At 44.8% G+C, this 23,480-nt stretch carries 18 protein-coding genes and 1 tRNA gene; 9 read left to right on the forward strand and 10 right to left on the reverse strand.

The window, feature by feature from the left end; all coding sequences use genetic code 11:
- Positions 1 to 377: 377 nt before the first annotated feature.
- The 3 genes from AAA943_RS09405 to AAA943_RS09415 all read left to right on the forward strand — a co-directional run bounded on the left by AAA943_RS09405 (position 378) and on the right by AAA943_RS09415 (position 1,884).
- The gene (locus AAA943_RS09405) at positions 378 to 1,208 is read left to right on the forward strand and encodes an alpha/beta hydrolase (protein ID WP_338223975.1); all 831 of its coding nucleotides are present in this window, start codon (positions 378 to 380) and stop codon (positions 1,206 to 1,208) included.
- A 149-nt stretch (positions 1,209 to 1,357) separates the two neighbouring features.
- A complete protein-coding gene (locus AAA943_RS09410; protein WP_338223976.1) occupies positions 1,358 to 1,609 on the forward strand; it encodes a type II toxin-antitoxin system Phd/YefM family antitoxin in 252 nt (83 codons plus the stop codon).
- Positions 1,606 to 1,884, forward strand: a complete 279-nt coding sequence (locus AAA943_RS09415) for a Txe/YoeB family addiction module toxin (RefSeq protein ID WP_338223977.1) — start codon at positions 1,606 to 1,608, stop codon at positions 1,882 to 1,884. Before AAA943_RS09410 ends, AAA943_RS09415 begins: the two co-directional genes overlap by 4 nt.
- A 752-nt stretch (positions 1,885 to 2,636) precedes the next feature.
- Here AAA943_RS09415 and AAA943_RS09420 read toward each other — a convergent pair.
- The 5 genes from AAA943_RS09420 to mltG all read right to left on the reverse strand — a co-directional run bounded on the left by AAA943_RS09420 (position 2,637) and on the right by mltG (position 7,244).
- Positions 2,637 to 2,721: transfer RNA gene (locus AAA943_RS09420), tRNA-Ser, on the reverse strand.
- A 172-nt stretch (positions 2,722 to 2,893) separates the two neighbouring features.
- Entirely contained in the window at positions 2,894 to 4,723 is a 1,830-nt protein-coding gene (locus AAA943_RS09425; RefSeq protein ID WP_338223978.1) for a DUF885 domain-containing protein, read from the reverse strand.
- A gap of 103 nt (positions 4,724 to 4,826) precedes the next feature.
- Entirely contained in the window at positions 4,827 to 5,789 is a 963-nt protein-coding gene (locus tag AAA943_RS09430) for a YihY/virulence factor BrkB family protein (RefSeq protein WP_338223979.1), read from the reverse strand.
- Positions 5,790 to 5,794: 5 nt separating this feature from the next.
- Positions 5,795 to 6,199: an acyl-CoA thioesterase gene (locus AAA943_RS09435; protein ID WP_338223980.1), complete on the reverse strand. Its 405-nt coding sequence runs from the start codon at positions 6,197 to 6,199 to the stop codon at positions 5,795 to 5,797.
- Position 6,200: 1 nt separating this feature from the next.
- Positions 6,201 to 7,244, reverse strand: a complete 1,044-nt coding sequence (gene mltG, locus AAA943_RS09440; protein WP_338223981.1) for an endolytic transglycosylase MltG — start codon at positions 7,242 to 7,244, stop codon at positions 6,201 to 6,203.
- Positions 7,245 to 7,378: 134 nt separating this feature from the next.
- On the opposite strand from mltG, the gene AAA943_RS09445 reads away from it, so the two are divergent.
- The 4 genes from AAA943_RS09445 to AAA943_RS09460 all read left to right on the forward strand — a co-directional run bounded on the left by AAA943_RS09445 (position 7,379) and on the right by AAA943_RS09460 (position 11,906).
- Complete coding sequence (locus AAA943_RS09445) at positions 7,379 to 7,837, forward strand: (deoxy)nucleoside triphosphate pyrophosphohydrolase (RefSeq protein ID WP_338223982.1); 459 nt, start codon at positions 7,379 to 7,381, stop codon at positions 7,835 to 7,837.
- A 6-nt stretch (positions 7,838 to 7,843) separates the two neighbouring features.
- Entirely contained in the window at positions 7,844 to 8,470 is a 627-nt protein-coding gene (locus AAA943_RS09450; protein ID WP_338223983.1) for an L-threonylcarbamoyladenylate synthase, read from the forward strand.
- Between the two features lie 196 nt (positions 8,471 to 8,666).
- Positions 8,667 to 9,290, forward strand: coding sequence for a WbqC family protein (locus AAA943_RS09455; RefSeq protein WP_338223984.1), 624 nt, complete (start codon positions 8,667 to 8,669; stop codon positions 9,288 to 9,290).
- An 81-nt stretch (positions 9,291 to 9,371) separates the two neighbouring features.
- A complete protein-coding gene (locus AAA943_RS09460) occupies positions 9,372 to 11,906 on the forward strand; it encodes an ATP-dependent Clp protease ATP-binding subunit (protein WP_338223985.1) in 2,535 nt (844 codons plus the stop codon).
- Positions 11,907 to 11,962: 56 nt separating this feature from the next.
- Here AAA943_RS09460 and AAA943_RS09465 read toward each other — a convergent pair whose 3' ends face one another.
- The 4 genes from AAA943_RS09465 to AAA943_RS09480 form a co-directional block, all read right to left on the reverse strand.
- Complete coding sequence (locus AAA943_RS09465; protein WP_338223986.1) at positions 11,963 to 12,394, reverse strand: carboxypeptidase regulatory-like domain-containing protein; 432 nt, start codon at positions 12,392 to 12,394, stop codon at positions 11,963 to 11,965.
- A gap of 68 nt (positions 12,395 to 12,462) precedes the next feature.
- Entirely contained in the window at positions 12,463 to 13,860 is a 1,398-nt protein-coding gene (locus AAA943_RS09470) for an MBL fold metallo-hydrolase RNA specificity domain-containing protein (RefSeq protein ID WP_338223987.1), read from the reverse strand.
- An 81-nt stretch (positions 13,861 to 13,941) separates the two neighbouring features.
- Positions 13,942 to 15,897, reverse strand: coding sequence for a PspC domain-containing protein (locus AAA943_RS09475; protein WP_338223988.1), 1,956 nt, complete (start codon positions 15,895 to 15,897; stop codon positions 13,942 to 13,944).
- 30 nt (positions 15,898 to 15,927) lie between these two features.
- Positions 15,928 to 16,257, reverse strand: coding sequence for a PadR family transcriptional regulator (locus AAA943_RS09480; protein WP_338223989.1), 330 nt, complete (start codon positions 16,255 to 16,257; stop codon positions 15,928 to 15,930).
- 390 nt (positions 16,258 to 16,647) lie between these two features.
- Here AAA943_RS09480 and AAA943_RS09485 point away from each other — a divergent pair, with 390 nt between their 5' ends.
- Positions 16,648 to 17,739, forward strand: a complete 1,092-nt coding sequence (locus tag AAA943_RS09485) for a putative type IX sorting system protein PorV2 (protein WP_338223990.1) — start codon at positions 16,648 to 16,650, stop codon at positions 17,737 to 17,739.
- Entirely contained in the window at positions 17,736 to 22,760 is a 5,025-nt protein-coding gene (gene porU2 / locus AAA943_RS09490; protein ID WP_338223991.1) for a putative type IX secretion system sortase PorU2, read from the forward strand. The genes AAA943_RS09485 and porU2 overlap by 4 nt, the downstream gene beginning before the upstream one ends.
- On the opposite strand, the gene AAA943_RS09495 is transcribed toward porU2, so the two are convergent.
- Positions 22,757 to 23,452 (reverse strand): TVP38/TMEM64 family protein, encoded by a 696-nt coding sequence (locus AAA943_RS09495; protein ID WP_338223992.1) that lies wholly within the window; start codon positions 23,450 to 23,452, stop codon positions 22,757 to 22,759. The genes porU2 and AAA943_RS09495 overlap by 4 nt on opposite strands.
- Between the last annotated feature and the right edge of the window lie 28 nt (positions 23,453 to 23,480).

Raw genomic sequence — 23,480 nt, forward strand, 5'->3', positions numbered from 1 at the left:
GGTATGCCAATTTAAAATTTTTGCTGTTTTTAGAGCTTATCCAAAATTTCCCGGATTAGTCGCTCTCTGTCCAATTCCTTTTTTCTTTTTGTCCGTAGACTTACGATATAGAGTATCCAAATCCCCCACGCAACCGCAAAAAGCGGAAAAGGATTCTCTGCTCCCAATGCTCCAATCATTGCTATGAAGCTGATGAAAATGGTTCCTAAAAATTTTATAGTCGGCCACATAATTGAATGCTTTGATAATCAATTTATTAATTTACGATTTAGAATCAAAGTAGTTATGCATATTTGTGTAAATAAATAAAGATGTATTTATATAAAAGAGTATAATTCTTTCTGGAGCTCGCTAAGAAATTTAAAATTCAAATCGCTATGAAAAAATCTACAGAAGCAATATTGTTCTTCCTACTGCTCTTTAGCTTCAATTCTGTTTATTCAATAAATCCCGATCGAGAATATATCCGAACTCCAGATTCAGTCAAATGGAATTATCTGCAACTAGATATCCACACCCAAGATGGCTTTCGGCTCAATACTTGGATTTATGAGGCCAAACCGGAAAATGACAAGGATACGGTTTTGATTCTTGCTTATCCTGATGCTGGGAATATGTCCTATTTCGTCTACCATGCCACCATCTTGGCAAATGCTGGCTATACGGTAGTCACGTTTGACTATAGAGGATTTGGGAAAAGCCAAGATTTCGAGATCCAGAAGGAATACCTTTATTATGAGGAATTTGCTTGGGATCTGCAAGCGGTGGTCGAAACCATTTCAAAAGAAATCCCAAATAAGAAACTGGGAATCTGGGCCATGTCGATGGGAACGACCATAGCCTCAAGAGCCTATCCACAGATTAAAGGTCAGATTGATTTCATCATTGGGGAAGGATTTGTCACTGATCCTGATGGAATTGTGGGTTACTATAAAGAACAGGGTAAAGAGATTCTTCTTCCTGAAAATAGCAGTGAGTTTAAAAAATCCCTTGAATCCATCGATTGCCCTATTTTGATTTTAACAGCATCAAATGATAAAGTTACCACCTACGCTTCCGCTATGAAACTTCAGCAGAAACTCGAGACCCATTGTGCAATTATACAATATGAAGGTGATCACCTAACCGGGTTTCAGGTGGATTATGACAATTTGGGATTTGGTGGATGGTTTGTGGGGCAGATAGATAGGTTTTTAAGTGAGGAGTAAATTTGATCTTGTGTTTTCAAATCAAATTGGGAAAATGATACCAGAAATTTCTTGATGGATCAAGTGGTGTTTAAATCATCTTTTACCTAAAATTTTGAACCTTTTTTTTTAAATTTGTGTACCATTACGTGTACACAAAATTTGAATCCATGTTAGTAATAAGCATAAGAGAGTTTCGGCAAAATCTAAAAAAATATTTAGACCTGATTGATAAGAATGAGCGTGTGATCATTCAGCGGGGAAAGGACAAAGTGTATGAAATTTCAAACGAAGTAAAAAATGACCGATTCTTTGATGATCCAGCCGTACAGGAGCGGTTGGCCAGGAGTCTTCAGTCTTACTCCGAAGGTAAAACTGTAAAATTGTCTGAAGACCAATTGAAGGATCTACTTGGTATATGATATTTGAGATTGACTATACATTTGAGGCACTGGAAGATATTGAGAAGCTGAAGAAGACCGGAAACAAAGTTATTTTAAAGAAACTTTTCTCCCTTATCCAAGAACTAAAGCAACACCCTGAAACGGGCACTGGGAAACCGGAAAGACTCAAACACTTCCAGCAAAACACCTGGTCGAGAAGGATAGATAAAAAACACAGGCTTGTATATCTGATTGATGGAACAAAGATCGTCGTGACGATTTTAGGTGCCTATGGGCATTATGGTGATAAATGACGCCAGCTTTAATTTGGAAAGATTAATTTGGTCAACTTAAAAATTTTCTAGCTGGGTTTGTTTATAAACTGATAGCTAAAAAAAAACTCCTAATACAGCAAAAAGAAAAAATTGGAATTTGATTCTTGCAGGTCACATCCATTGGCCAATTAAATTTCAGCTCCCAAACATAGGGGAGGATTCAATCTCCCTTTGTGATGAAATTAATGTTTTTTGTAGCTTGGATAATCTTAAGTCTACACCTTTTGAACTAATATGCTGGAGCCACTTTTGATCGTCATCTTTTTTCTAGGAACTGGATTTATACTTTCCTTGGTCCAAGATTCACATTTGGAAAAGCCATTTCTTTCGAAGAAAGGGTTTAGACTGGTTAGCCTTGGTTCCTTTAGCTTTTTTCTTTTGGGGTCTTTCGTGGCATTGAAGGTTCTTTTTGGATTCTAAAACTTTTTGTAATTCGTACACTTCGTACGCCTCGTACACTTCGTACCGTACGAATTGTTCGAGGATAGAAATTCGCAAAGATTAAATCGAATTTCCGATTTGACCTTTCTCAGGACTTGTCAGTTGTAGGTGGGGAGTTTTTAACTCCTTGTAGACTTTTAAAAAAATAGCTGATAAGTTCTTTGGATGCCTTTGAACAGTGCCAGGAAGTATAAATTCAAAAATTAGCCAGATTCGCTACTAAATTCGCTACTAAATTCAAAAAATAAACCCTAACTCTCAGTATTTCAGATAGTTAGGGTTTTGTCTTGCAGAGGAGGAGGGATTCGAACCCCCGGTACCTCTCGGTACAACGGTTTTCAAGACCGCCGCAATCGACCACTCTGCCACTCCTCTGTTTTGTGATCTCTATTTTCGAGTGGGCAAAAGTAAGCGGATTCTGATTTTTTTCAAAACCATTATCCGCTTTTTCTTTTAACTCTCTGATTTCTTATTGCTTAATTTTTTTAGCTATCGGTCAGAGATTGCATCAGATTTCTGAATTCAGAAAACAACCTGCTGTGACTGATTATTCCGCTCTGACTTTTTCCTCCTCAATCCATCGCTTCACCTCTTTTTCCAAAATATCCAAAGGTAAAGCTCCTCCCCCCAAAATCCGGTCGTGGAATCGGCGGATGTCAAATTGGTCACCCAATTCAGTCTCGGCCTCTTTTCGTAGTTCCTGAATTTTCAGCATACCTATCTTGTAGCCGGTTGCCTGACCGGGAATGACCATGTAGCGACGGACTTCAGCCTGGATAGCACCGGGAGCAATGGAAGAGTTCTCTGTGAAATACTGGATCGCATCAGCTTCCGTCCAACCCTTGGAATGGATGCCTGTGTCTACCACTAAGCGAATGGCCCTCCAGATTTCGTTGACCAAGCGGCCGAAGTCGTAGTAGGGGTTTTGATATTGGCCCATCTCTTTGGCCAAAGCTTCGGAATACAGGGCCCAACCTTCGGCATAGGCATTGAAATTCATCTGAGTGCGAAACTTCGGCACTGATTCCAGTTCTTGGGCAATGGCTACCTGCATGTGATGTCCGGGGTTGCCTTCATGGTAGGCGACACCTTCCATGGTGGATTTGGGCATAGCTTTCATATCCGAAAGGTGGACATAATAGGTTCCGGGTCGGCTTCCATCGGGGGTACCTTGGCTATAGTGTTGTGGAGCTCCGGGCTGTTCACGGAAAGCCTCCACTCTCCTTACCACCAAATCGGCTTTGGGTAGTATTCCGAAATACTGAGGTAGTTTAGTCTTGATTTCATCCAAAAAGGAAGTGGACTCGTCCAAATATGCTTGACGACCTTCGTCTGTATCCGGATAGAAAAACTGTGGATCACTGTTGATAAATTGGAAAAACTCCTTCAAATCTCCTTGGAATCCCACCTGATCTTTGATGGCGAGCATCTCTCCTTGGATTCGCTTGACTTCATCCAAGCCTATCTGATGAATTTGATCCGCTGTGAGCTCGGTAGTGGTTGAACTTTTGAGTTTTTGTGCATAATAGGCATTGCCCAGCTCATGCCGACTGACCCCCGTAGGTTTTTCTTCCAAACTTGGTAGTTCGGATTCAAGAAAAGCGATCAATTCTTCATAAGCAGGCTTCAGCTTTTCTACCAATGCCGCTTTTGCCTTGTTTTGAAGGGACTGCGCTTGTTCAGAGGTGATTTTGTCCTCCTTTTCCAACTTTTCGATTTTCAATAATGCATCTTTCCAAAGCGGAGCTTCAGGGCCTTCCGGTGTGAAGGGTTGTCCTTGAAGCAAGGCTTTGGACTGCTGGATCACATAGTCATAAGCGAATTTAGGCGGCCTTATCCCGCCTGCAGTCTGTAGTTGGGCACGTTCCAAAAGTTGAGAGATTGCTCTTCCCGTCTCCTGATAGCGATTGATCAGGGCCTCCATATCGCTCGATTCATCCACGCGGTGATAATTAATCAGCATGTTGGGCAAAAGGGTATGAGGGCCCGACATTTGATTGAACACATAATTCATCCTTCTGAAGGCCACATCCGATTTTTCCATTTCATACTGATATTCCCACAGTTGATAAGATACACGGGCTTCAGGACTCAGGGATTCGAACGGGAATTTTTCTTTCATCTCTTTCACACTAGCCTCCATCCAAGCCAAGCGTTGATCTTCCCCGGCTTCACTCATATCATCTATTTGATCATATTTATCCTTCCGGCCTTGGGTGGTCAGCTGAAGAGGGCTCATAAGGAGGAGCTCCTCGTATTGGGCATCAAACCAGGCATTGATTTCTGCGTCAGGGATGGATTTTTCTTCCGGATTGCTGCAACTGAATACTGCCACAGCTCCGAATAACAGAACTATTGAAGGAAGGGATTTATTCATGGTTTAAAGATAGGGTAAAAAAGGGAGGGACATTTATTGGGAAACTAATCAAAAATTTCCGTTTAGAAAGTAGAATTGAGTGGTTATGTTGGGATAAATGGGATCAATTGCCGGATAAAATCTTTCTCCTTCTTTCCCTTTCCTTTTGCTTTTCCTCTGCCAAATCCAAACTTACATTGACCTCAAAGCTCACCAGCACAAAGATGGAGGTGAGGTAAAGCCAAAGCATCAGGGCAATCAAAGTTCCTATAGACCCATACAGCTTATTGTAGCTGGCGAAGTTTTCCAGATAAAAGATGAATCCATAAAAGCCCAGGGTAATCAAAAAACCCGACAACTGAGCTCCGATGGAAAAAAAATTCCACTTGTCATGTACTGCAGGTGCAAACCGGAAAATGAAGGCAGAGGTAATGAAGAAGACGGCCAGAAGAATGAAAAACTTGAGGCTGTTGAACAAAAAGTACATGAAGCTGCTGTTGAACACATGTAGCTCATCCACCCTGTTGATCAGAATTTCGCCTAGAATCATTACCAGGCTGGCTGCAATGATGGTGAGTACCAAGGCGACCACGATGCTGATTGCAATCAGTCTTGTGCCAAAAAAACCCCGATTTTCCCGGGTTCTGTAGACAGAATTGAACGAGTCCATCATGGACACCACGCCTTGGGTAGAGGCAAAAAGAGCAAAGAAAAAACCGAAGGACAACAAGCTTTGCCGGGGTTTGGATACGATATCCATCAGGGTAGACTCTATGTTTTGGTAAATCCCCAGTGGAATGATTCCTCGCACGAAGGCAAGGATGTTTTCTGTGGTCACCAGGGGATAAATATCCTGGATGTAGGGGATCAGATTCAAGATAAATAGAAGCAGGGGAAACAGGGCCATGGTATAGCTGAATGCCATGGATCCTGCCCGCTCGTTGATATCGTCTTTTTTGAGTTGCTGAATAAAAATCCGGATGACATCGTAGAGATTCTTTTCCGGGCTGCCAAAGTGGATTTTTTTCAATCGTCTGGCTTTGAGCTGCAGCCGTACCCGGTATTTGAAAATTTTTTCTTTGACCACTTTCCTTAAAAATAGCGTTTCAATAAATCTAGCAAAATTCCCGGTGGGCGGGTAGGTAGTTGGGTATCTTTTTTCAGAAAAGCAAGTGTGGTCCAGCCTTCGGTGATCAATTCTTGGCTCTCATTAAGTACTTGATATTCAAATCGAATCCGTACTCCCGGAAGTTGGGGAATAGTGGTTTTGATGGTCAAAAGCTCGTCGTATTTTCCTGGCTTGAGATAGCGAAAATGGCTTTCCAGCACTGGCATCATCACTCCGCCATCTTCCATTTTCCGGTAGGAGAAACCTGCTGATCGCATCGCTTCAACGCGGGCCACTTCAAAATACATGGCGTAATTGCCATAATAGACGTAGCCCATTTGGTCAGTTTCTGCGTAGCGAACACGGATTTGGGTTTCGGCTTGGAACATGCTAAAATATTTTTGCGGCATTCAAGGCAGCCTGATATCTTCTCGCATTGGCTAGGTGTTCGTTATAAGTCACGGCAAAGGCATGATAGCCTGAAAAGTCCTCCTTGGCACAGAAATACATGAAATCATGCTTTTCAGCATTGAGAACGGCATTGAGGGAATTGACATCGGGCAAATTGATGGGGCCGGGAGGAAGTCCGGTGTACCTGTATGTATTGTAGGGACTGTCAATTTCCTTATGAATGTTAAGGATCCGCTTTAGCGTAAAATCCCCTGTGGCATAGACCAAAGTAGGGTCGGCCTGCAGGGCCATCCCGATTTTCATCCTGTTAAGGTACACTCCTGCGATTTTTGCCCGCTCGTCTGCCTTTTGGCTTTCTGCCTGAACGATGGAAGCCAGAGTGCTTACTTCTTTAGGAGTCAGTCCAATAGCCTGAGCTTTTTGTTTCCTCTCTTCTGTCCAAAAGGCCTGATACTCCTTGTACATTCTGTCAAAAAGTCCCTCGGCGCTGGTATTCCACCAAAGCTCGTAGGTATTTGGAATAAAGAGGGAGAGGATTGTCTCTTCTTCGAAATCGAACTTTCGGATATAGACCGAATCTTGGACAAGTGCCAGAAATTGCTCCGCAGACACTTCCAAATTCGCCGTTATTTTTTCCGCAAGCTCAGCTTTGGTTCTGATGGTATTGAACGTCACCTTTACTGGTACTTGATCTCCCGAGCGGAGCATCCGCACGAGCTGAAGGTTGTTCATTTTTGGATCAATTTGATAAAGTCCGGGTTTGACAGACTCCTGATAATCAAGGATCTTGGCGACAAAGCTGAAGCTGAGCGCATCGTTGATTACCTGATCTTCGTAGAGCTGCCTACTTACTGTTTTGAAAACAGAACCTGTTGGAATTTTCAGATAATAGGGTTGGTCTTTTTCGGGAAGGGTATTGGGACTGAAAAAGACCTGATAGAAATAAAAGGTCATCGAAATCGCCAATACCGAGAAGGATACCAAGGCGACGAGCAATATTTTTTTACGCTTTTCGAGCTGCATAGGGGGCAAAAATAGAAAATAAAATCGGGGAGAGGAATCAGACAATTAGATGGGTTTGAAGTTTGGGTCAAAAAGGAAGAAAGGATAACCAAAATAAAAACTCGTTTCCTAAACATGAGTTTAAAAGATGAAAAATGAATAGCTATTCACCTTACTCATTTCCTATTTTTGATGCAATGAAAATCATCCCGGTAGCCTGTGCACTTATTTTCTCGGATGGAAAAGTCCTTGCCACTCAACGTTCCCAGTCTATGGACTTGCCAGGTAAGTGGGAGTTTCCGGGAGGGAAAGTCGAAGAGGAGGAAAGTCCAGAAGAATGCCTGAAAAGGGAAATCAGGGAAGAGCTATCTATCGAAATAGAACTTTTCGGAAAAATTAGCCCGAACGAATTTAGTTATCCTTCCAAGAAAATCTGCTTGATACCCTACCTAGCTCATTGGACAGGAGGAGAAATTTACCTTACTGAGCATGAACAATTCCTTTGGTTGGAAGAAAAAGACCTGCTTTCTTTGGACTGGGCCCCTGCAGATTTGCCCATTGTGCACGAATTAATCGAAAAATGGGTTAAGCTTGTAGATTCAAAAGAAAGGTAAAAAACCATGGCCGAGTTTATCAGGCTTTACGAAGAAAATCCCGATCCCAAAAGAGTCAGACACGTAGTGAATGTTTTGAGAAACGGAGGCATCATCATCTATCCAACAGATACGGTTTACGGGATGGGGTGTGATATCACCAATCAGCGAGCAGTGGAAAAGATTTGTAAAATCAAGGGTATCAATCCCCGAAAGCACAATTTCTCTTTCGTATGTGCAGATCTGAGTAATATTTCTCAATACACTCGGGTAATTACCAAACCGGTTTTTAAAATGATGAAAAAAGGCCTTCCCGGACCCTTTACATTTATTTTGGAAGCCAGTTCCCAGGTTCCAAAAATCCTCCACAGCAATAAAAAAACGGTAGGAATCCGTGTTCCCAATCATGGAGTGCCCCGCGCCATCGTGGAGGAACTCGGGCAACCCATCCTCTCTACATCCATCCATGATGAGGATGAAATCATCGAGTATAGTACCGACCCGGAATTGATCTTTGAAAAGTATCAAAATCTCGTGGATGTGGTCATCGATGGGGGATACGGATCCAATGTACCCTCTACTATTCTGGATTGTACCGGAGATGAAGTTGTACTTCTTCGGGAAGGGCTGGGGAATTTGGAGGAAATTCTCTAAGAAGGAAAAGAAGCATGAAGCAAGTAGCAGGGCTTGGACTTCGAGACTCCCGTCTTTCAGGTGCTTAGCCTGACTACAAGCAAAAAGAAACAAGGCTTCGATCTCACTCAGCCTTACAACATACAATCGTCAACCTACTTGCTCCTTCGGAAAACGGACACCGGAAAATAAATAATCATTAACCAATCCCCTATCCTTGAAGAAAATAGCTGTCGACCTACACTACCTCCCTAACTTGGAATGGTTCAGTTCGATTCTGGAGGCCGAAGAGATTCTTCTTTTTCCCAAAGACGACTACCAAAGGCAGTCCTATTTCAACCGAACCCGGATTTTGCTGGCCAACAAGGTCGAGACACTCAGCATCCCCATCCAAGGGAGGCGTCCAAGGCTTCCTTTGGATCAAATTAAGATTGACTTTTCCCAAAAATGGCAGTCAGTTCATCTTCGGGGAATTCAAAGTGCTTATGGAAAAGCTCCTTTTTTTGAATTTTTCTTCCCCTATTATCTTCCTGTTTTTGAAAATCACATCGAAAGCCTATGGGATTTCAACCATAAGCTGCTGACAATATGTCTTAAGCTTTTGCGATGGCCTGTCAAAGTATCCGTATTTGAGAGTAAGCCTGTTTCCTCTGATTTTCTAGAACAAAGGCGTCTGATTGTGCCTTCAAGGCCTTTTTGGGAAAGAAATTTCTATCAGCCCACCGCTTACCCCCAGCTTTTTGGCTTAGACTTTGAGCCCAACCTGAGCATTCTGGATTTGCTGTTTTGCATGGGGCCTGAGGCCGGAAATGTTCTCCAAAGCTCCGCAAAAAAAGAATGAACAATCGTTAAAATGATTGTGTTTTTAAAACAAATTCGGTAACATACGTACAGATTTATTAGACAATCAGAAAGGAATTAAATGGAAGCAAAATTTTCAAATAGAGTCAAAGAGGTGATCTCTCTCAGCCGGGAGGAAGCCCTGCGATTGGGCCATGATTACATTGGCACAGAGCACCTCTTGCTAGGGATGATTCGTGAAGGAGAAGGTGTAGCTGTTTCCATTCTTAAAAAATTGGGCGTTCCTCTGGATGAGTTGCGCAACGCGATTGAACGAGCGGTAAAGGGCACAGCCAATCATAATGTGAAAAATATGGCCAACATTCCCCTGACCCGACAGTCTGAGAAGGTATTGAAGATTACCTATCTCGAAGCTAAGATTTTCAAAAGCCAATTGATAGGTACTGAGCATCTACTGCTCTCTATCCTTAGGGATGAAGACAATATCGCCACTCAAATTCTCAACAAGTTTGAGGTAGGATATGATACCATCAAGGATATGCTGGAAATGCAATCCGACCCTGGCTCAGCTCCTAGATCCAAAGCAGAAGCAGAAGATGGTGACGATGATGGATCCAAACTTTTTGGTTCTTCAGGTCCTGGTTCAGGAAGCGGATCCAAGCCCGGCTCCGAGAAATCCAGAACTCCCGTTTTGGATAACTTCGGAAGAGACCTGACCAAAATGGCTGAAGAGGACAAGCTGGATCCGATCATCGGCAGAGAGAAAGAGATAGAGCGTGTTGCTCAGATTCTTTCAAGAAGAAAGAAAAATAATCCGATCCTGATCGGTGAGCCGGGAGTAGGTAAAACAGCCATTGCTGAAGGTCTTGCCTTAAGGATTGTTCAGAAAAAAGTTTCCCGCGTGCTTTTCAACAAGCGCGTGGTCACGCTGGATCTCGCCTCGTTGGTGGCTGGTACCAAGTACCGGGGACAGTTTGAAGAGAGAATGAAGGCAGTGATGAATGAGTTGGAAAAATCTCCAAATGTCATCCTCTTCATCGATGAGCTGCATACCATCGTGGGTGCAGGTGGAGCATCAGGATCTTTGGATGCCTCCAACATGTTCAAGCCGGCCTTGGCAAGGGGGGAAATCCAATGCATCGGCGCTACCACTTTAGATGAATATCGACAGTACATTGAAAAAGACGGAGCACTCGCCCGGCGATTCCAAATGGTCATGGTCGATGCGACTTCCCCAGAGGAGACCATACAGATCCTTAACAACATCAAGGACAAATACGAGGATCATCACAATGTGATATACACCCCTGAAGCCATTGATGCCTGCGTCAAGCTATCCGATCGATATATTTCTGACCGATTCCTCCCTGACAAGGCCATAGATATCCTTGACGAGGCAGGTGCACGAGTTCATATCAACAACATTCATGTGCCTGAGGAAATTCTCAAACTCGAAGCAGAGGTAGAGAACATCAAAACGGAGAAAAACCGGGTAGTCAAATCCCAGAAATACGAAGAAGCCGCTCAGCTCCGAGACAAGGAGAAAAAGCTTCTCGAACAACTGGAAATCGCCAAAGCCAAGTGGGAGGATGAAAGCAAGTCCAAGCGCTTTACTGTAGAGGAAGACAATGTAGCAGAAGTGATTGCTATGATGACCGGAATCCCTGCCAAGCGAATCGCCCAAAATGAAGGAAACAAACTCCTAAATATGGGCGAGGAGTTGAAAGGTAAAGTGATTGGACAAGACGAGGCTATCAAAAAACTTACCAAGGCAATTCAACGAACTCGGGTAGGTCTGAAAGATCCCAAAAAGCCAATTGGCTCCTTTATCTTCCTAGGCCCAACCGGGGTAGGGAAGACGGAATTGGCCAAAACCTTAGCCACTTACTTGTTTGACAAGGAAGACTCCCTAATCCGAATCGATATGTCTGAATACATGGAGAAATTTTCCGTTTCCAGACTGGTTGGAGCGCCTCCGGGCTATGTGGGTTACGAGGAAGGGGGACAATTGACGGAAAAGGTCCGAAGAAAGCCTTATTCTGTGGTGCTTTTGGATGAGATTGAAAAAGCTCACCCGGACGTATTCAACATTCTTCTCCAAGTATTGGATGATGGAATCTTGACCGACGGATTGGGAAGAAGAGTGGATTTCAGAAATACGATCATCATTATGACTTCCAATATCGGGGTAAGAGATCTGAAAGACTTTGGTGCGGGGATTGGTTTTGCCAATCGTGCCAAGCAGGAGAATATGGACGAAATCATGAAATCCACCATTCAGTCGGCTTTGAAAAAAGCCTTCAGTCCCGAATTTCTGAATCGACTCGATGATGTGGTTGTTTTCAATTCGCTCAGCAAAGAAGATATCTTTAAAATTATCGATATCAGCTTGGGTAAATTATTCCACAGAATCACCGAGTTGGGTTATCAAATCGAGTTGACAACCAAAGCCAAGGATTTCCTTGCGGAAAAAGGTTACGATCAGCAATATGGTGCTCGCCCGCTCAACCGAGCCATTCAAAAGTATCTTGAAGATGCTATCGCAGAGGAAATCCTCAAAGGAGACCTTTCTGAAGGGGACGTGATTACCGCGGACTATTCCGGTGAAGGTACCGAGTTGACCATATCTGTTACAAAGAAAGAAAAAGCAGATTAACCTGCTTTTACCCCCACCGTCAGCCCTGAAAACTCAGTTTTCAGGGCTTTTTTATTTTAATACACCGCTTTATAATTGACTTCAATATCCACTAAAGTCCATTCCCCTTCCTTTACGGTGACCGGCATGGCGTGACCCTCTACATCAAAAACATTGGCAAACAGGCCTCCCTCCTCTACAGTGAAAACAGAATATCTTCCCGGGGAAAGGTGCAGGCTATATTTCCCTTTAGAATCTGTCTCAACTTCCGCTACGGGTTTAGCTGATAAAGAGACAAAAAGCCCATCTTCCATTTTCATGTCATTGATACTCACTAGGGGATATATCTCCAGTTTACGTTTTACTCCTTCAGGTTTTGGTGGTGCCTCTTCCCCAGTATCCGAAATTCGAGGCATCAGATTGCCTTCTACCCAAGTGATTGTACCGGTAATTCCTTGTCCTTCGGGTTGGTATGGCTTGCAGGAGTGGAGGGTCGAAAATAGGGGCATGACCAAAATTAAGAGAAGTTTGAAAGTGTGGCTGCAGCTATTCATAATTGGATTGGACGGGATTTTAATCATATACCCTCAAAGAGGACTATGGACTCAAGGTATTGAGGGATGATTGTATGCCAGCCTAATTCTTCGGTTAGCTTTTGAGAAAGTACTTCTGCGCTATCTTTTTCCCCGTGGACAATAAAGGTCAGTTTGGGCACGTCACAGAATCCTTCGGCCCACTCCATCAGTTCATCTTGGTCTGCATGAGCAGATAGCCCTTCGATTTGGAAGATTTTGGCATTTACCCGAACCTCCTGACCATAAATTTTTATTGTCGGTTCTCCCTCTAGCAGGCGCCTTCCCCTTGTGCCTTCGGCTTGATAGCCTACGAGAATTACTCCGTTTTTTTCGGAAGGGAGATGGTGAAAAAGGTGATGAAGTACCCGTCCTCCTGTAGCCATGCCACTGGCCGAAATGATGATTGCATTACCCCGGTACTCATTGAGTGTCACGGATTGTTGCTGTTTTTGGAAATAATGGAGCTGAGGATGCTTGAAAGGATGCTCGTTTTCCTCCAGCATGGCAGTGAGTCTGTGGTCGTTGTGGTAATCTAAGTATAATTTAGTAGCATCTATTGCCATGGGGCTATCCAGAAAAATGGGGGCTTTTGGAATTTTTTTCTTCTCCATTAATTGGTAAAGGTGATACAGAACCAGTTGCGTTCTGCCTATAGCGAAGGAAGGAATGATGACCAGTCCACCCCGGTCAAAGGTATCATTGATGGCTGATGCCAGTTCGGCTTCAGGCTTGACTTGAGGAGCTTTGCGATCTCCGTAGGTAGATTCGATCCAAAGTACATCTGCTTTGGGAATAGAAGTGGGCGGATAGAGCACCGGGTCGTGATATCTTCCTAAATCTCCTGAGAAAACCAGTTTTTTACTTTGGGTGTCACCCTGAATGACCACCTTGGCAATCGCAGCTCCCAGGATATGTCCAGCGTGGAAAAAAGTGACTTGCACATTCTTGGCAATGGAAAATGTCTTTTCGAAAGACTGTGGAACGAGTAGGGGGAAAACTGCTTCTGCATCTTCTACTGTGTATAGTGGCTGTGGATCTTCGTGCCGGGAATACCCTTTCTTTTTGGCATACTCTGCTTCTTCTTCCTGCAACTTTCCTGAGTCCAGAAGAAGAATTTTTGCAAGCTCGGCTGTAGCCTCTGTACAGTAGATAGGGCCTTTAAATCCCTGTTTGACAATTTTGGGAAGATAACCTACATGATCCAGATGACCGTGAGTGAGTACAATGGCTTCCAAGTCTTCTACCGGCATGGGGAATTTATCCCAGTTCCTTTCTCTGAGGTCTTTGGGCCCCTGAAAAAGCCCGCAATCCACCAAAAACTGAAAATCTCCCAAATCAATCAGATATTTAGATCCGGTGACAGAACCAGAACCTCCCAAAAACTTGACTTTTACATCCATCAGAATTTCTATTTGTACTCCAGAAGGTACAAAAAAAGGCACTTCCAAGTGCCTTTTTTGAGTGAAAGAATTCACCACGCGTTAGTCTATCATGAAATATGCATCCTTGAATTTTGCTCGGCTGACACTGTCCAAATTGGCCTTGGTCAGGGAATCAGTCTTAGCTTTTTCCTCCTCCCAATCGTCCCACTCTGAGGTGGTGTTCCCGTTTTTGGGACAAGTCAAACAGATCAGGCCGGCTTCATTGAAGACCCAAACGGCTTCAGGTCGAACATCCGAGGATCGGTATCCATTTACATAAAGGGTGCTTCTTAGAATTTCCAAAATGGATCTTTCCATGATAAAGGGGCGATCGTATGGGATTTTAAGGGTCAGATTCAATCGCTGATCTCGGAAGGTTTCCAGTTGACTCAAGTCATAGCCTTCGTCAAAAGTGACCACAGAGTCTTGAACAGCATAGGTGTAGACCAGTTTTTTTGCGTTTTCCAGAGCTTCTGCCTTGGTTTTTCCCCTAGAGAAATTTTTCTGGACAAGCACTATCGACGAGTCGGGGCTTCCTACAATTTTCAGATTGGCCTTATTGAAGATATCCTCATCATCCACATCCAAAGCCCGAAGTATCAAAGTTCCTTTGCTTACAGGAAGGGAAGAATTAACCTCATGGGTATTTTCCTCCTTGAATTGAACCACGATCTTAGGAATCTGGAAAGCGGCTATACCTATACAAAGGAGCCACAATCCCAAGGCCACCAAACCAAAACGTCCCCCGATCAGATTTTTTTGCGCCAGCACACTCAAGCCCAAAAGAAGAATAATGATTCCCGGAATAAATACCAGTCCCAAAGTGGCCACGACCAGCCAAACAGGGACTAAATTGGTGAACAGCTCTACGGGGAAGTTTTCCAGCCAAACCCGATAGTCTGCATCGCTTACGCCAAAGTAGGCAAACAAGGCGATCAAAGGAGCGATAGTCAAGGCAAGCCCGAGGAAGAAAATGATCAGACCGAATACAACCCGGATTACCTGAGCAATAAATCTCCCCAAAGGTCCCAAAGCGGAGCCTACCGCGTCGATCACCTTACCCAGTACCCGGAATGGAGCCATCAGGATTTTTCTTCCTGTGGATTCAGGTTGTGGAGGTATAGGATTGATCGTTTCCTTAAGGGTAGAATCGATGCTATCCAGGGTGATTTCTCCTCCTTTCATTTTTATTCGCTCAGTGATGGAGCTCGCCACCGGAGTAATGATCCATAGAATCAGGTAAATCAGGATTCCCGATCCACCGGCAAATGCCAAGAGAACGAAAGCCAGTCTCATGTACAGGACATCCACCCCAAAGTAGGCAGCCAAGCCACTGGACACCCCTCCCAAAACTTTATCGTCGGGGTTTCTAAATAGCTTTTTGATATTTTTATCTTCCACTATTTCATAAGAAACAGGAAGAATGATCCAAAGCACGATGTAGGCAACTATGGCAAAAAAGCCCAGGCCCAGATTGAATCGGAAGTTGTCAAAAGGAAGGATGTCAAACAGCCCGAAGTTGAAATTGACATTGCCGCTGAAAAGCAAAAGAATGGCAATCAACCGAATCCAAAGCGGATCCACGGTAAAATAGTTGGCAATCCCGGCGCAGACCCCACCCAGGATTTTTTTGGTTTCCAGCCTTTTGAGTTTTTTGTAGCCCCCTCCTGTAGTTCCGGGAGGAGTCACATATTTGTAGAAATCCTCCTGAGTGTTTTTTTCTCCGTCCAAGTCTTCTGCCATCTCTTCCTCGATGGAGGAGAAATCGGCGATGGTACCCATTTTCTCAATGAGTTTGTCCACATTTTCAGCGGTGATGACTTGTTTGTTGTTTTTCAGGTTGGAAAGGAAGATTTCGGCGATTCGGTTTTCGATGTCCGAAATGATCTCCTTGCTGTCTTTATAGCCTGAGAAGTGGCTGTTGATGGCGTCCAAGTATTTTCTGAGGGTATCATACCCATCTTCTTCGATGTGGAAAAGGATGCCGCTGATGTTGATGCTTATCGTCTTTTTCATGGGATTCAAGTTGTGGTGATTAGTCGCTGATCAATTTTTTGAGGTGATTTCCAGAGTGGAATTGACCAAGGATTTCCAGGTTTCGGAGAGCGTTTCCAGAAATTTTCTTCCTTCCTCTGTGATGGAATAGTATTTTCTGGGCGGTCCTGATTCTGATTCCACCCACCGGTAGTTGACCAGTTCGGCGGTTTTGAGTCGGTTAAGCAGGGGATAGAGTGTGCCTTCCACCACGATCATCTGAGCTTGAGTCAGCTCTTCGATCAAGTCTGTGGTATAGACTTCCCCCCGGGAGATGATATGCAGGACGCAATACTCGAGGAGTCCTTTGCGCATCTGGATCTGTGTGTTGGCGACATTCATGAGTGAGCGGTTAGTTGGTATTTTTTTCGAATGATTTTTTTCATTTCCTCATTCCTGTTGAAAAATGATACCAATCTTTTCCGAGCTACCTTGTATTGCCTAATTCCTTGCGGTCCAGGGTATCTTTTTGTTTTTTTGATGGCGTAAAAAGTCGAAAAGGATCTTCATGAGGCCGTTTTTGTCAATAGGAATAAATATTTTCCAAAAAATCTTCGGCTTGGCTCACAGGAAAAATTTCTTGGGTTGTTGTTCAAGATTGCTACATTTAAGTGTGCGTAAATGGACAATCCTTATCATTTAATACAAATGAATCTCCTTCGATGCTTGTGGGGTTAGAATTTGAGTTATTTTGTAGTTGTGAAAATACACCGGACTAGGCCCCTCTTCTTTTTGCTTGTCTTTTTCCCCATCCTTCTGGGTAGGGAGGCTCATGGACAGAGTCTCACTCCTAAATATTCCAATGAATTTTTGAGTATCGGTGTAGGTGCCCGAGCCTTGGGAATGGGGGGAGCTCAGGTAGGTGCTGTCAGGGATGTGACCGCGTCCTATTGGAATCCGGCAGCCCTTACCGGACTAAGGCACCAATACGAGGTTTCTCTGATGCATGCCGAATATTTTGCAGGAATCGCTCAATACGATTACCTGGGATTCAGTACTCCGCTTGGTGACCAAAACCAGATTGGGGTGTCCCTCATCCGGTTCGGTGTGGATGACATTCCGGATACCCGATTTCTCTATGATGCCAACGGCGCCTTAAATTACGACAACATTCAGTTTTTCAATGCAGCGGATTATGCCCTGCTTTTGAGTTTTGCCCGTGACTTTTCCGATAAGTGGAAGGTAGGCGCCAATGCCAAAGTGATTCATCGAAATGTAGGGAAGTTTGCCCAAGCTTGGGGTTTTGGACTCGATCTGGGAGCTTTGTATATCCACAAAAGACTCACCTTGGGCCTGATGATCCGGGATATTACCACCACATACAATGCCTGGTCACACGACGCAGATCAAGTCAGGGACATTTATTCCCAAACCAACAATGAAATTCCTGTCAATACGGTGGAGATAACCCTTCCCAAAGCCATTGCGAGCATAGCCTACGATTGGAAATTGAGTCAATCCTTTCAGCTTTTGACAGCCTTGGATTTGGAAACCACCTATGACGGACCTAGAAACACCCTGATTTCCAGTGAAGTGATGAGCATAGATCCTAGATTTGGCTTGGAGTTGGGATTTAAAAAGACTGCATTTCTTCGGGGAGGAATGAGTAATTTCCAATACATCAAAGACTTTCAGGGAAATGAATCTCTCAACTTTCTTCCGAGTGTAGGGGTAGGAGTGTTGATCAGTGAGCTGTTCCAGATTGACTATGCCCTCTCCGACTTGGGAGATGTATCCGAGAGCCCCTATTCCCACATATTCAGTGTAAGGGTCAGTCTGGAAAAACTACAGCCGGGGTCAAAAAAATTTAAAGCTTGGGAATGAATCATCTACGAAGACCTCTATTCCTTTTGTGTCTGTGCCTGGGGCTTTTCTTCAGTTCCAAAGCCCAAGAATCCCCTTGGTATTCCTATTCCCAAACCTATTTCAAAATAGCTGTGGCAGAGGATGGAATCTATAGAATCAATCCGGAAGTCCTGTCCGCTGCAGGAATTAACCTCGCTACTACCGATCCCAGATTTATCCGGATGTACCATCGGGGAAAAGAAGTGGGTATCCATATCCGTGGGGAGGAAGACGGGAATATGGGAAATGGGGACTACATCGAGTTTGTAGGCAGAAGAAATGATGCCGAGCTGGACAAAAGGTTATATACCCGATTTGAGACGCTGCCTAACCCATATTACAATACTTACACCGATTCAACGGCGTTTTTTCTGACAGTCACTCCCGGTACTCCCGGCAAAAGAATGTCCCTCAGGGTTGCACCGACTCAAAACGGGCCACTGGCCTCAGCCTTTCAGACCGAGAGGCTTCAGGTTTTCTCAGACAATTACTCCTTGGGACGTGCCTACCAATTCGGCTTTCGGCTCTCCAGTTTTGATTTGGGGGAAGGATGGATGAGTGGGATTATCACCAAGGGGAGTACACGGGAGCTGGTGTTTTCGGACTTGGGTGCCCTGCCAGGGGTAATCAATGCCCAGCTGGAAATAGGTCTGGTGGGCAGGTCAGAAAATAACCATATCGCCGTGATCTCTGCCGGCCCTACTTCGGCATCTCAGCGAACGCTGACTTCTACCGGATTTCAGGGCTTCAATTATCCCCAGCTTACTCTGGGTCTGAGCCGATCCGACTTCAATTCCAATGGATCCTTGGTCATCCGAGTCACCGCCTCCGGTACAGAGCCTGCTGACAACATCTCCATAGCCTACGCCAAGATTACCTACACGAGAACGGTCCCCCAAGGAAATTTCCCTTCGGAAGTCCTTTTTTTTCCTGAAGGAAATTCCCAACTGAACCTCAATGCCCTTCAGGAACCCTATGTGGCCGTAGAGGCCTCAGATTTCTTTTCTCCGGAGAAAATCCTGTCGGTATCCTCACCTTCCTCCCAAAGATTGCAAGCTGGAGTGCCCACAAAAACAAGCAAGATCTACCTGCAGCAGGAGTCCAAGGTATTTCAGGTAATGAAAATCAAGCCGGTCAGGTTCAGAAATTATTTGGGCCAAAAGGCAAACTATATCTTAGTAGGACATCGGGAACTGGAAAAGCCCAGCGCGCAATACGCCAATCCTCTAAAATCCTACGCAGTGCACCGGGCTTCGGCACAGGGAGGAGGGTTTGATACACTGATAGTAAGGATGGAAGACTTGTACGATCAGTTTGCCTACGGGGAGCAATCTGCGGTTGCCCTCTACGAGTTTTTGAGGTCCTACTACCCGGTGCATCGACCTACCCACCTGCTATTGGCAGGAAGAGCTTTGGCGACTTTTTCTCAAGCCAGGCTCAACGGGCAGAATGTATTTTATAGAAAAGCTCCTCAAGCCTTTCCGTTTCAGGATTTGGTGCCGGTAGGAGGTTTTCCTTTTTCCGACAATGTTTATGGGTTGGAATTGGATCCCCAAAACCCCCTCACCCCGGCTTTGGCGATAGGAAGAATTCCTGCAAAAAGCTCCCAGCAGCTGGAGGACTACCTAAATAAGGCCATAGAAAAGGATCTTTTGGGAGCGACCGAGCCTTGGCAAAAAGAATTGGTCCATCTCAGCGGAGGCCTTTCAGAGTTTGAACTGGAGCGATATTTTAGTTTTCTCAACGGGTTTAAAACGATCGCTGAGGGGCCATTTCTAGGAGGTCAGGTGAAAACCTACCGCAAGCGCTCCAACTCAGTAGTAGAGGTGATAGACATTTCCGGAGATTTGAATTCAGGGAAAAGCATGCTGACCTTTTTCGGGCATGGAGCCCCCACAGTGATAGATATTGAAATCGGCTTCGTCTCGGATCCTACTTTGGGTTATGCCAATAGGGGGAAATACCCACTAATGCTCTTCAACGGGTGTGATTACGGATCTGCATTTAGTACCGTATACACGCAAGGTGAAGATTGGGTAATCACCCCCGAAAAAGGAGCCTCCCATGTGATGGCCAATTCGTCCATCGGTATCGACGTTTTTTTGAGAAGATATTCTGAAGAGTTCTACGCTTTTGCTTTTGCGGATAGCTCCAAAATCTGGCGTACCGTCGGTGAGGTCAAGCAAGCTGCCGAAACGCGCTACGTTCAACGATACGGAACCAATCCTCTGAGCTATTCCCACATGGAGCAAATGGTCATCCTAGGTGATCCCGGAGCCAAGCTTTTTCCAGCCAATAAACCGGATTATTCTCTTAGTGCGCAGGAAGTAGAGGTGGGTACTTTCGATGACAGTCCTCTGTCTGCCATTTCCGATAGTCTGAAGCTGAGCTTTGTCCTCAGAAACATCGGGATCACCCACCCGGACTCGATTCAGTACAAAGTCAGCAGGAAGCTTCCTGACGGGACGGTATTTGAATTTGATCCCGTCAGGATTTCATCAGTGATGCGAATTGATACCCTGGTTTTTTCCATTCCAAATTTTGACCTGGAAGCCGCTGGAGAAAATGAGTTTTCCATCTCGGTGAATACTGATCAGGAGGTGGATGAAATGACCTTTTTAAACAACTCCATATCCTTCACTTCATTTATTCCACTGAGTGGTACACTTCATCTTTTCCCTACCGACTTCGGAATAGTATCCGAAAATGAAATCGCTCTGACAGCACAGGCCCCCGGTAAGCTAACCCAAAACCGCACGCTTATTCTCCAAATGGATACCACGTCACGGTTCGATTCTCCTTTCAGGCAGGAATTGAGGGTGACGACTTCAGGCTTGGCAGAATGGCCCGTGCGCTTGAATGCCGGCACCGATTCCACCACCTACTTCTGGAGATCGAGGTATCAGGAACCTACCCCAGGAGAGACAGACGAATGGACGATGACCAGCTTCTCCTTTATTCCAAACGCTCCAAATGGCTGGACCCAAAGGAATGAAGATCAGTTGAGAATCAATCAACTGGATAATCTGGCCTTGCCGGAAGCCACAAGAACTTGGGAATATATCAAGCAGACAGCAGAGATTGAGGTATTTACAGTCGGAGCCGGAGTAGATTCGCTCAGCTTTAGAAATACCCAATTTTACCTAAATCAAATCCCTCAAATCATCGACAATGCCAACAATGCCAACAGCCGGCTTTGCCCCAATGGCTCTTTGGGCTTGGTGTCATTTGATAACAAATCCCTGCTTCCTTATCTGGCGATTCCTATTCCCGGATTTGACATCCTGGATGCTCGTGCCTGTGGTAGAGTACCTCAGATGATTCAGAGCATTCGAAACAGCTGGATTACCGATCCTGGCAATTCCATCCTGCAAGAATACGTAAGAGCGGTCAAGGATCAGGATTATGTGATCATCTTCTCGGTGGGAAATGTCAATTTCGGAGACTGGCCGGATCGGGCTTTCCAAAGTCTGCGGCAGTTTGGAGCCAGTGAGGCTACCTTAAGGGCCCTAAAAAATGGCGATCCCTATATCCTTTATGGGAAAAAAGGCATGCGACCAGGTGAGGCGATTGAGATAGTAGGGAATGCGGCTTTTGAAGTCCCTGCCAATCAGCAAACCCTAAGCTTCGAGACCGGACTGGAAGGATATATCACCCAAGGCGTGGTATTCACCCCTAGAATCGGACCTTCGTCCAATTGGGAGCGGTTTTTCCAAAATGTCAATGCAAGAACTTGGATCAATGAGGAAAACACCTTTTTCGATGTATTGGGAGTCAAAGAGGACGGCACTGAGGAAGTGATCCTTGGTTCCATTCGTGATCCGCAAGTTGACCTTTCTTTTATCAATCCTCAAGTTTACCCATACCTGCGGCTCAAGTATCGGATGGACGATCCCAACTCTACCGCTCCTGCCCAACTGGATCGCTGGCAAGTCAATTTTGATGGGGTGCCTGAAGGGGTTTTGATACAGAAAAACCCCGGTGAGCCCATTTTGCTTCGTGAAGGTCAGCAGGCTCAGGTGGAGTTTATTTTCAAAAATGCCTCGGTGTATGATTTCCTGGATTCCATTCGGGTAGATTGGACCTTGACCAATACTACCACCAAACGTGTGGAGAACTTCTCTAAAAAATTTCCAGCCTTGAAGGCCGGAGAATCATTGGAGTTTGCAATAAAATTCAACAGTTTGGGTCGAGCAGGGGAAACCTCCCTTGAGGTATTTGCCAATCCTAGGATTCTTCAAGAGCAGACATTCCGGAACAACCTCATCGATTTGAAAAAGACCTTCATGGTAGAAGCAGACAATTCTACCTCCCTTCTGGATGTGAATTTTGACGGAATCTATATCATGGATGGAGATTTGGTCTCTCCTAATGTGCTGATCACTGCTTTGCTGAAAAATGACCAAACCCTGATCTATAAAACAGATACGGTTGGTTTGGAGATTTTCCTAAGGCAGAATTGCGAGGGGTGTCAGTTTCAGCGAATCAATTTCTCCAATCCCAACCTGACTTGGTCTCCAGCATCAGAGAATGAAGATTTCAGAGTTTCCCTACTGCCAGGACCTTTGGAAGATGGAGTTTATACCCTTCGTGTGACCAATGAAGATTCTGAACAGCCCTATGAGATTACTTTTGAGGTAGTCAATGAATCTACGATCACCAATTTCTATCCCTATCCAAACCCCTTCAGTACTTCTGTAAGGTTTGTCTTCACCGTGACCGGGGCGGAGGTGCCTGACGAGATCAAGATTCAGATCATGACCGTCACCGGCAGGGTGGTCAGGGAAATCCTGCAAGACGAATTGGGTCCAATACGCATTGGAAATAATATTACCGAATATGCCTGGGATGGAAGGGATGAGTTTGGAGATCAGCTGGCCAACGGAGTATATATCTATCGGGTTTTGGTAAGGAAAAACGGCCAGTTTGTCGAACACAGACCCACCGCAGGAGACCGGGGATTCACCAAGGGGTATGGAAAAATATACCTGCTCCGCTAGGCTTTTGCCTTGGTCCAGGTACGATAAATTCCCCATATGCTTATGATCACCAAAGCCAATACGATAACGATTTGCAGGGGATGATTCATGGACTCTCGAGCACCCAAAAAGGAGTTGGCGATCAAGCCTGTAGCAAATGCAATGAAAGTCCGGGGAAGCATGCCCGGTATCCCAAATAAAATCACCTTTCTCAAGGGGATTTTCAGTGAAGCAAATACAAAATTGGAAATTGCAAAAGGGACAACTGGACTCAAGCGGATGAAAAAGATAAGACTGGAAGGATGGTTAAGTCTATTTTCGATTTCTCTTTCCAATTTTGGCTGTTGAGAGTAAAGAATTTCCATAAAATCCTCATTCAAGAGCTTACCTAATCCATAGCCGATCAGGTTGGCTAAAATATATCCTCCTACCAAAGCAGGAAATCCAATCCATCCCCAAAAGAATCCCACAGCAATGGCAGTCAATGTGGTAGGAAGTAAAGCTAGGCCAAGGACTAGGGAAATACCTGCAAATACCAAAAGTTGAATCCCGGGGGAGGTGAGCTCGATTTCCTCCAGGAGAAAATACCGGGAAAGGAGAATCAACGAGCCTATAGCCGGTACTATACTCACCCAGACCCACCCGATCACAGCGAGTGGATGGGTCTTGAAGTACCTTTCCAAAACTTTGAAAATGCTCGCCTTTTTTGTCATCTTTGAGGCCTTATGCAGGGGGTATTGG

This window comes from Algoriphagus confluentis (assembly GCF_036245625.1).
GTDB classification, from domain to species: Bacteria; Bacteroidota; Bacteroidia; order Cytophagales; family Cyclobacteriaceae; genus Algoriphagus; species Algoriphagus confluentis.

Excerpts from the sequence above, each read along its gene's own strand:
- AAA943_RS09480 (WP_338223989.1), bottom strand. The coding sequence starts at position 16,257 with ATGAATGTCGCCAACACACAGATCCAGATGCGCAAAGGACTCCTCGAG.
- AAA943_RS09465 (WP_338223986.1), bottom strand. The coding sequence starts at position 12,394 with ATGCCCCTATTTTCGACCCTCCACTCCTGCAAGCCATACCAACCCGAA.
- AAA943_RS09460 (WP_338223985.1), top strand. The coding sequence starts at position 9,372 with ATGGAAGCAAAATTTTCAAATAGAGTCAAAGAGGTGATCTCTCTCAGC.
- AAA943_RS09435 (WP_338223980.1), bottom strand. The coding sequence starts at position 6,199 with ATGTTCCAAGCCGAAACCCAAATCCGTGTTCGCTACGCAGAAACTGAC.
- mltG (WP_338223981.1), bottom strand. The coding sequence starts at position 7,244 with ATGCAGCTCGAAAAGCGTAAAAAAATATTGCTCGTCGCCTTGGTATCC.
- AAA943_RS09450 (WP_338223983.1), top strand. The coding sequence starts at position 7,844 with ATGGCCGAGTTTATCAGGCTTTACGAAGAAAATCCCGATCCCAAAAGA.
- AAA943_RS09405 (WP_338223975.1), top strand. The coding sequence starts at position 378 with ATGAAAAAATCTACAGAAGCAATATTGTTCTTCCTACTGCTCTTTAGC.
- AAA943_RS09445 (WP_338223982.1), top strand. The coding sequence starts at position 7,379 with ATGAATAGCTATTCACCTTACTCATTTCCTATTTTTGATGCAATGAAA.
- AAA943_RS09495 (WP_338223992.1), bottom strand. The coding sequence starts at position 23,452 with ATGACAAAAAAGGCGAGCATTTTCAAAGTTTTGGAAAGGTACTTCAAG.
- AAA943_RS09410 (WP_338223976.1), top strand. The coding sequence starts at position 1,358 with ATGTTAGTAATAAGCATAAGAGAGTTTCGGCAAAATCTAAAAAAATAT.
- porU2 (WP_338223991.1), top strand. The coding sequence starts at position 17,736 with ATGAATCATCTACGAAGACCTCTATTCCTTTTGTGTCTGTGCCTGGGG.
- AAA943_RS09425 (WP_338223978.1), bottom strand. The coding sequence starts at position 4,723 with ATGAATAAATCCCTTCCTTCAATAGTTCTGTTATTCGGAGCTGTGGCA.
- AAA943_RS09415 (WP_338223977.1), top strand. The coding sequence starts at position 1,606 with ATGATATTTGAGATTGACTATACATTTGAGGCACTGGAAGATATTGAG.
- AAA943_RS09475 (WP_338223988.1), bottom strand. The coding sequence starts at position 15,897 with ATGAAAAAGACGATAAGCATCAACATCAGCGGCATCCTTTTCCACATC.
- AAA943_RS09470 (WP_338223987.1), bottom strand. The coding sequence starts at position 13,860 with ATGGATGTAAAAGTCAAGTTTTTGGGAGGTTCTGGTTCTGTCACCGGA.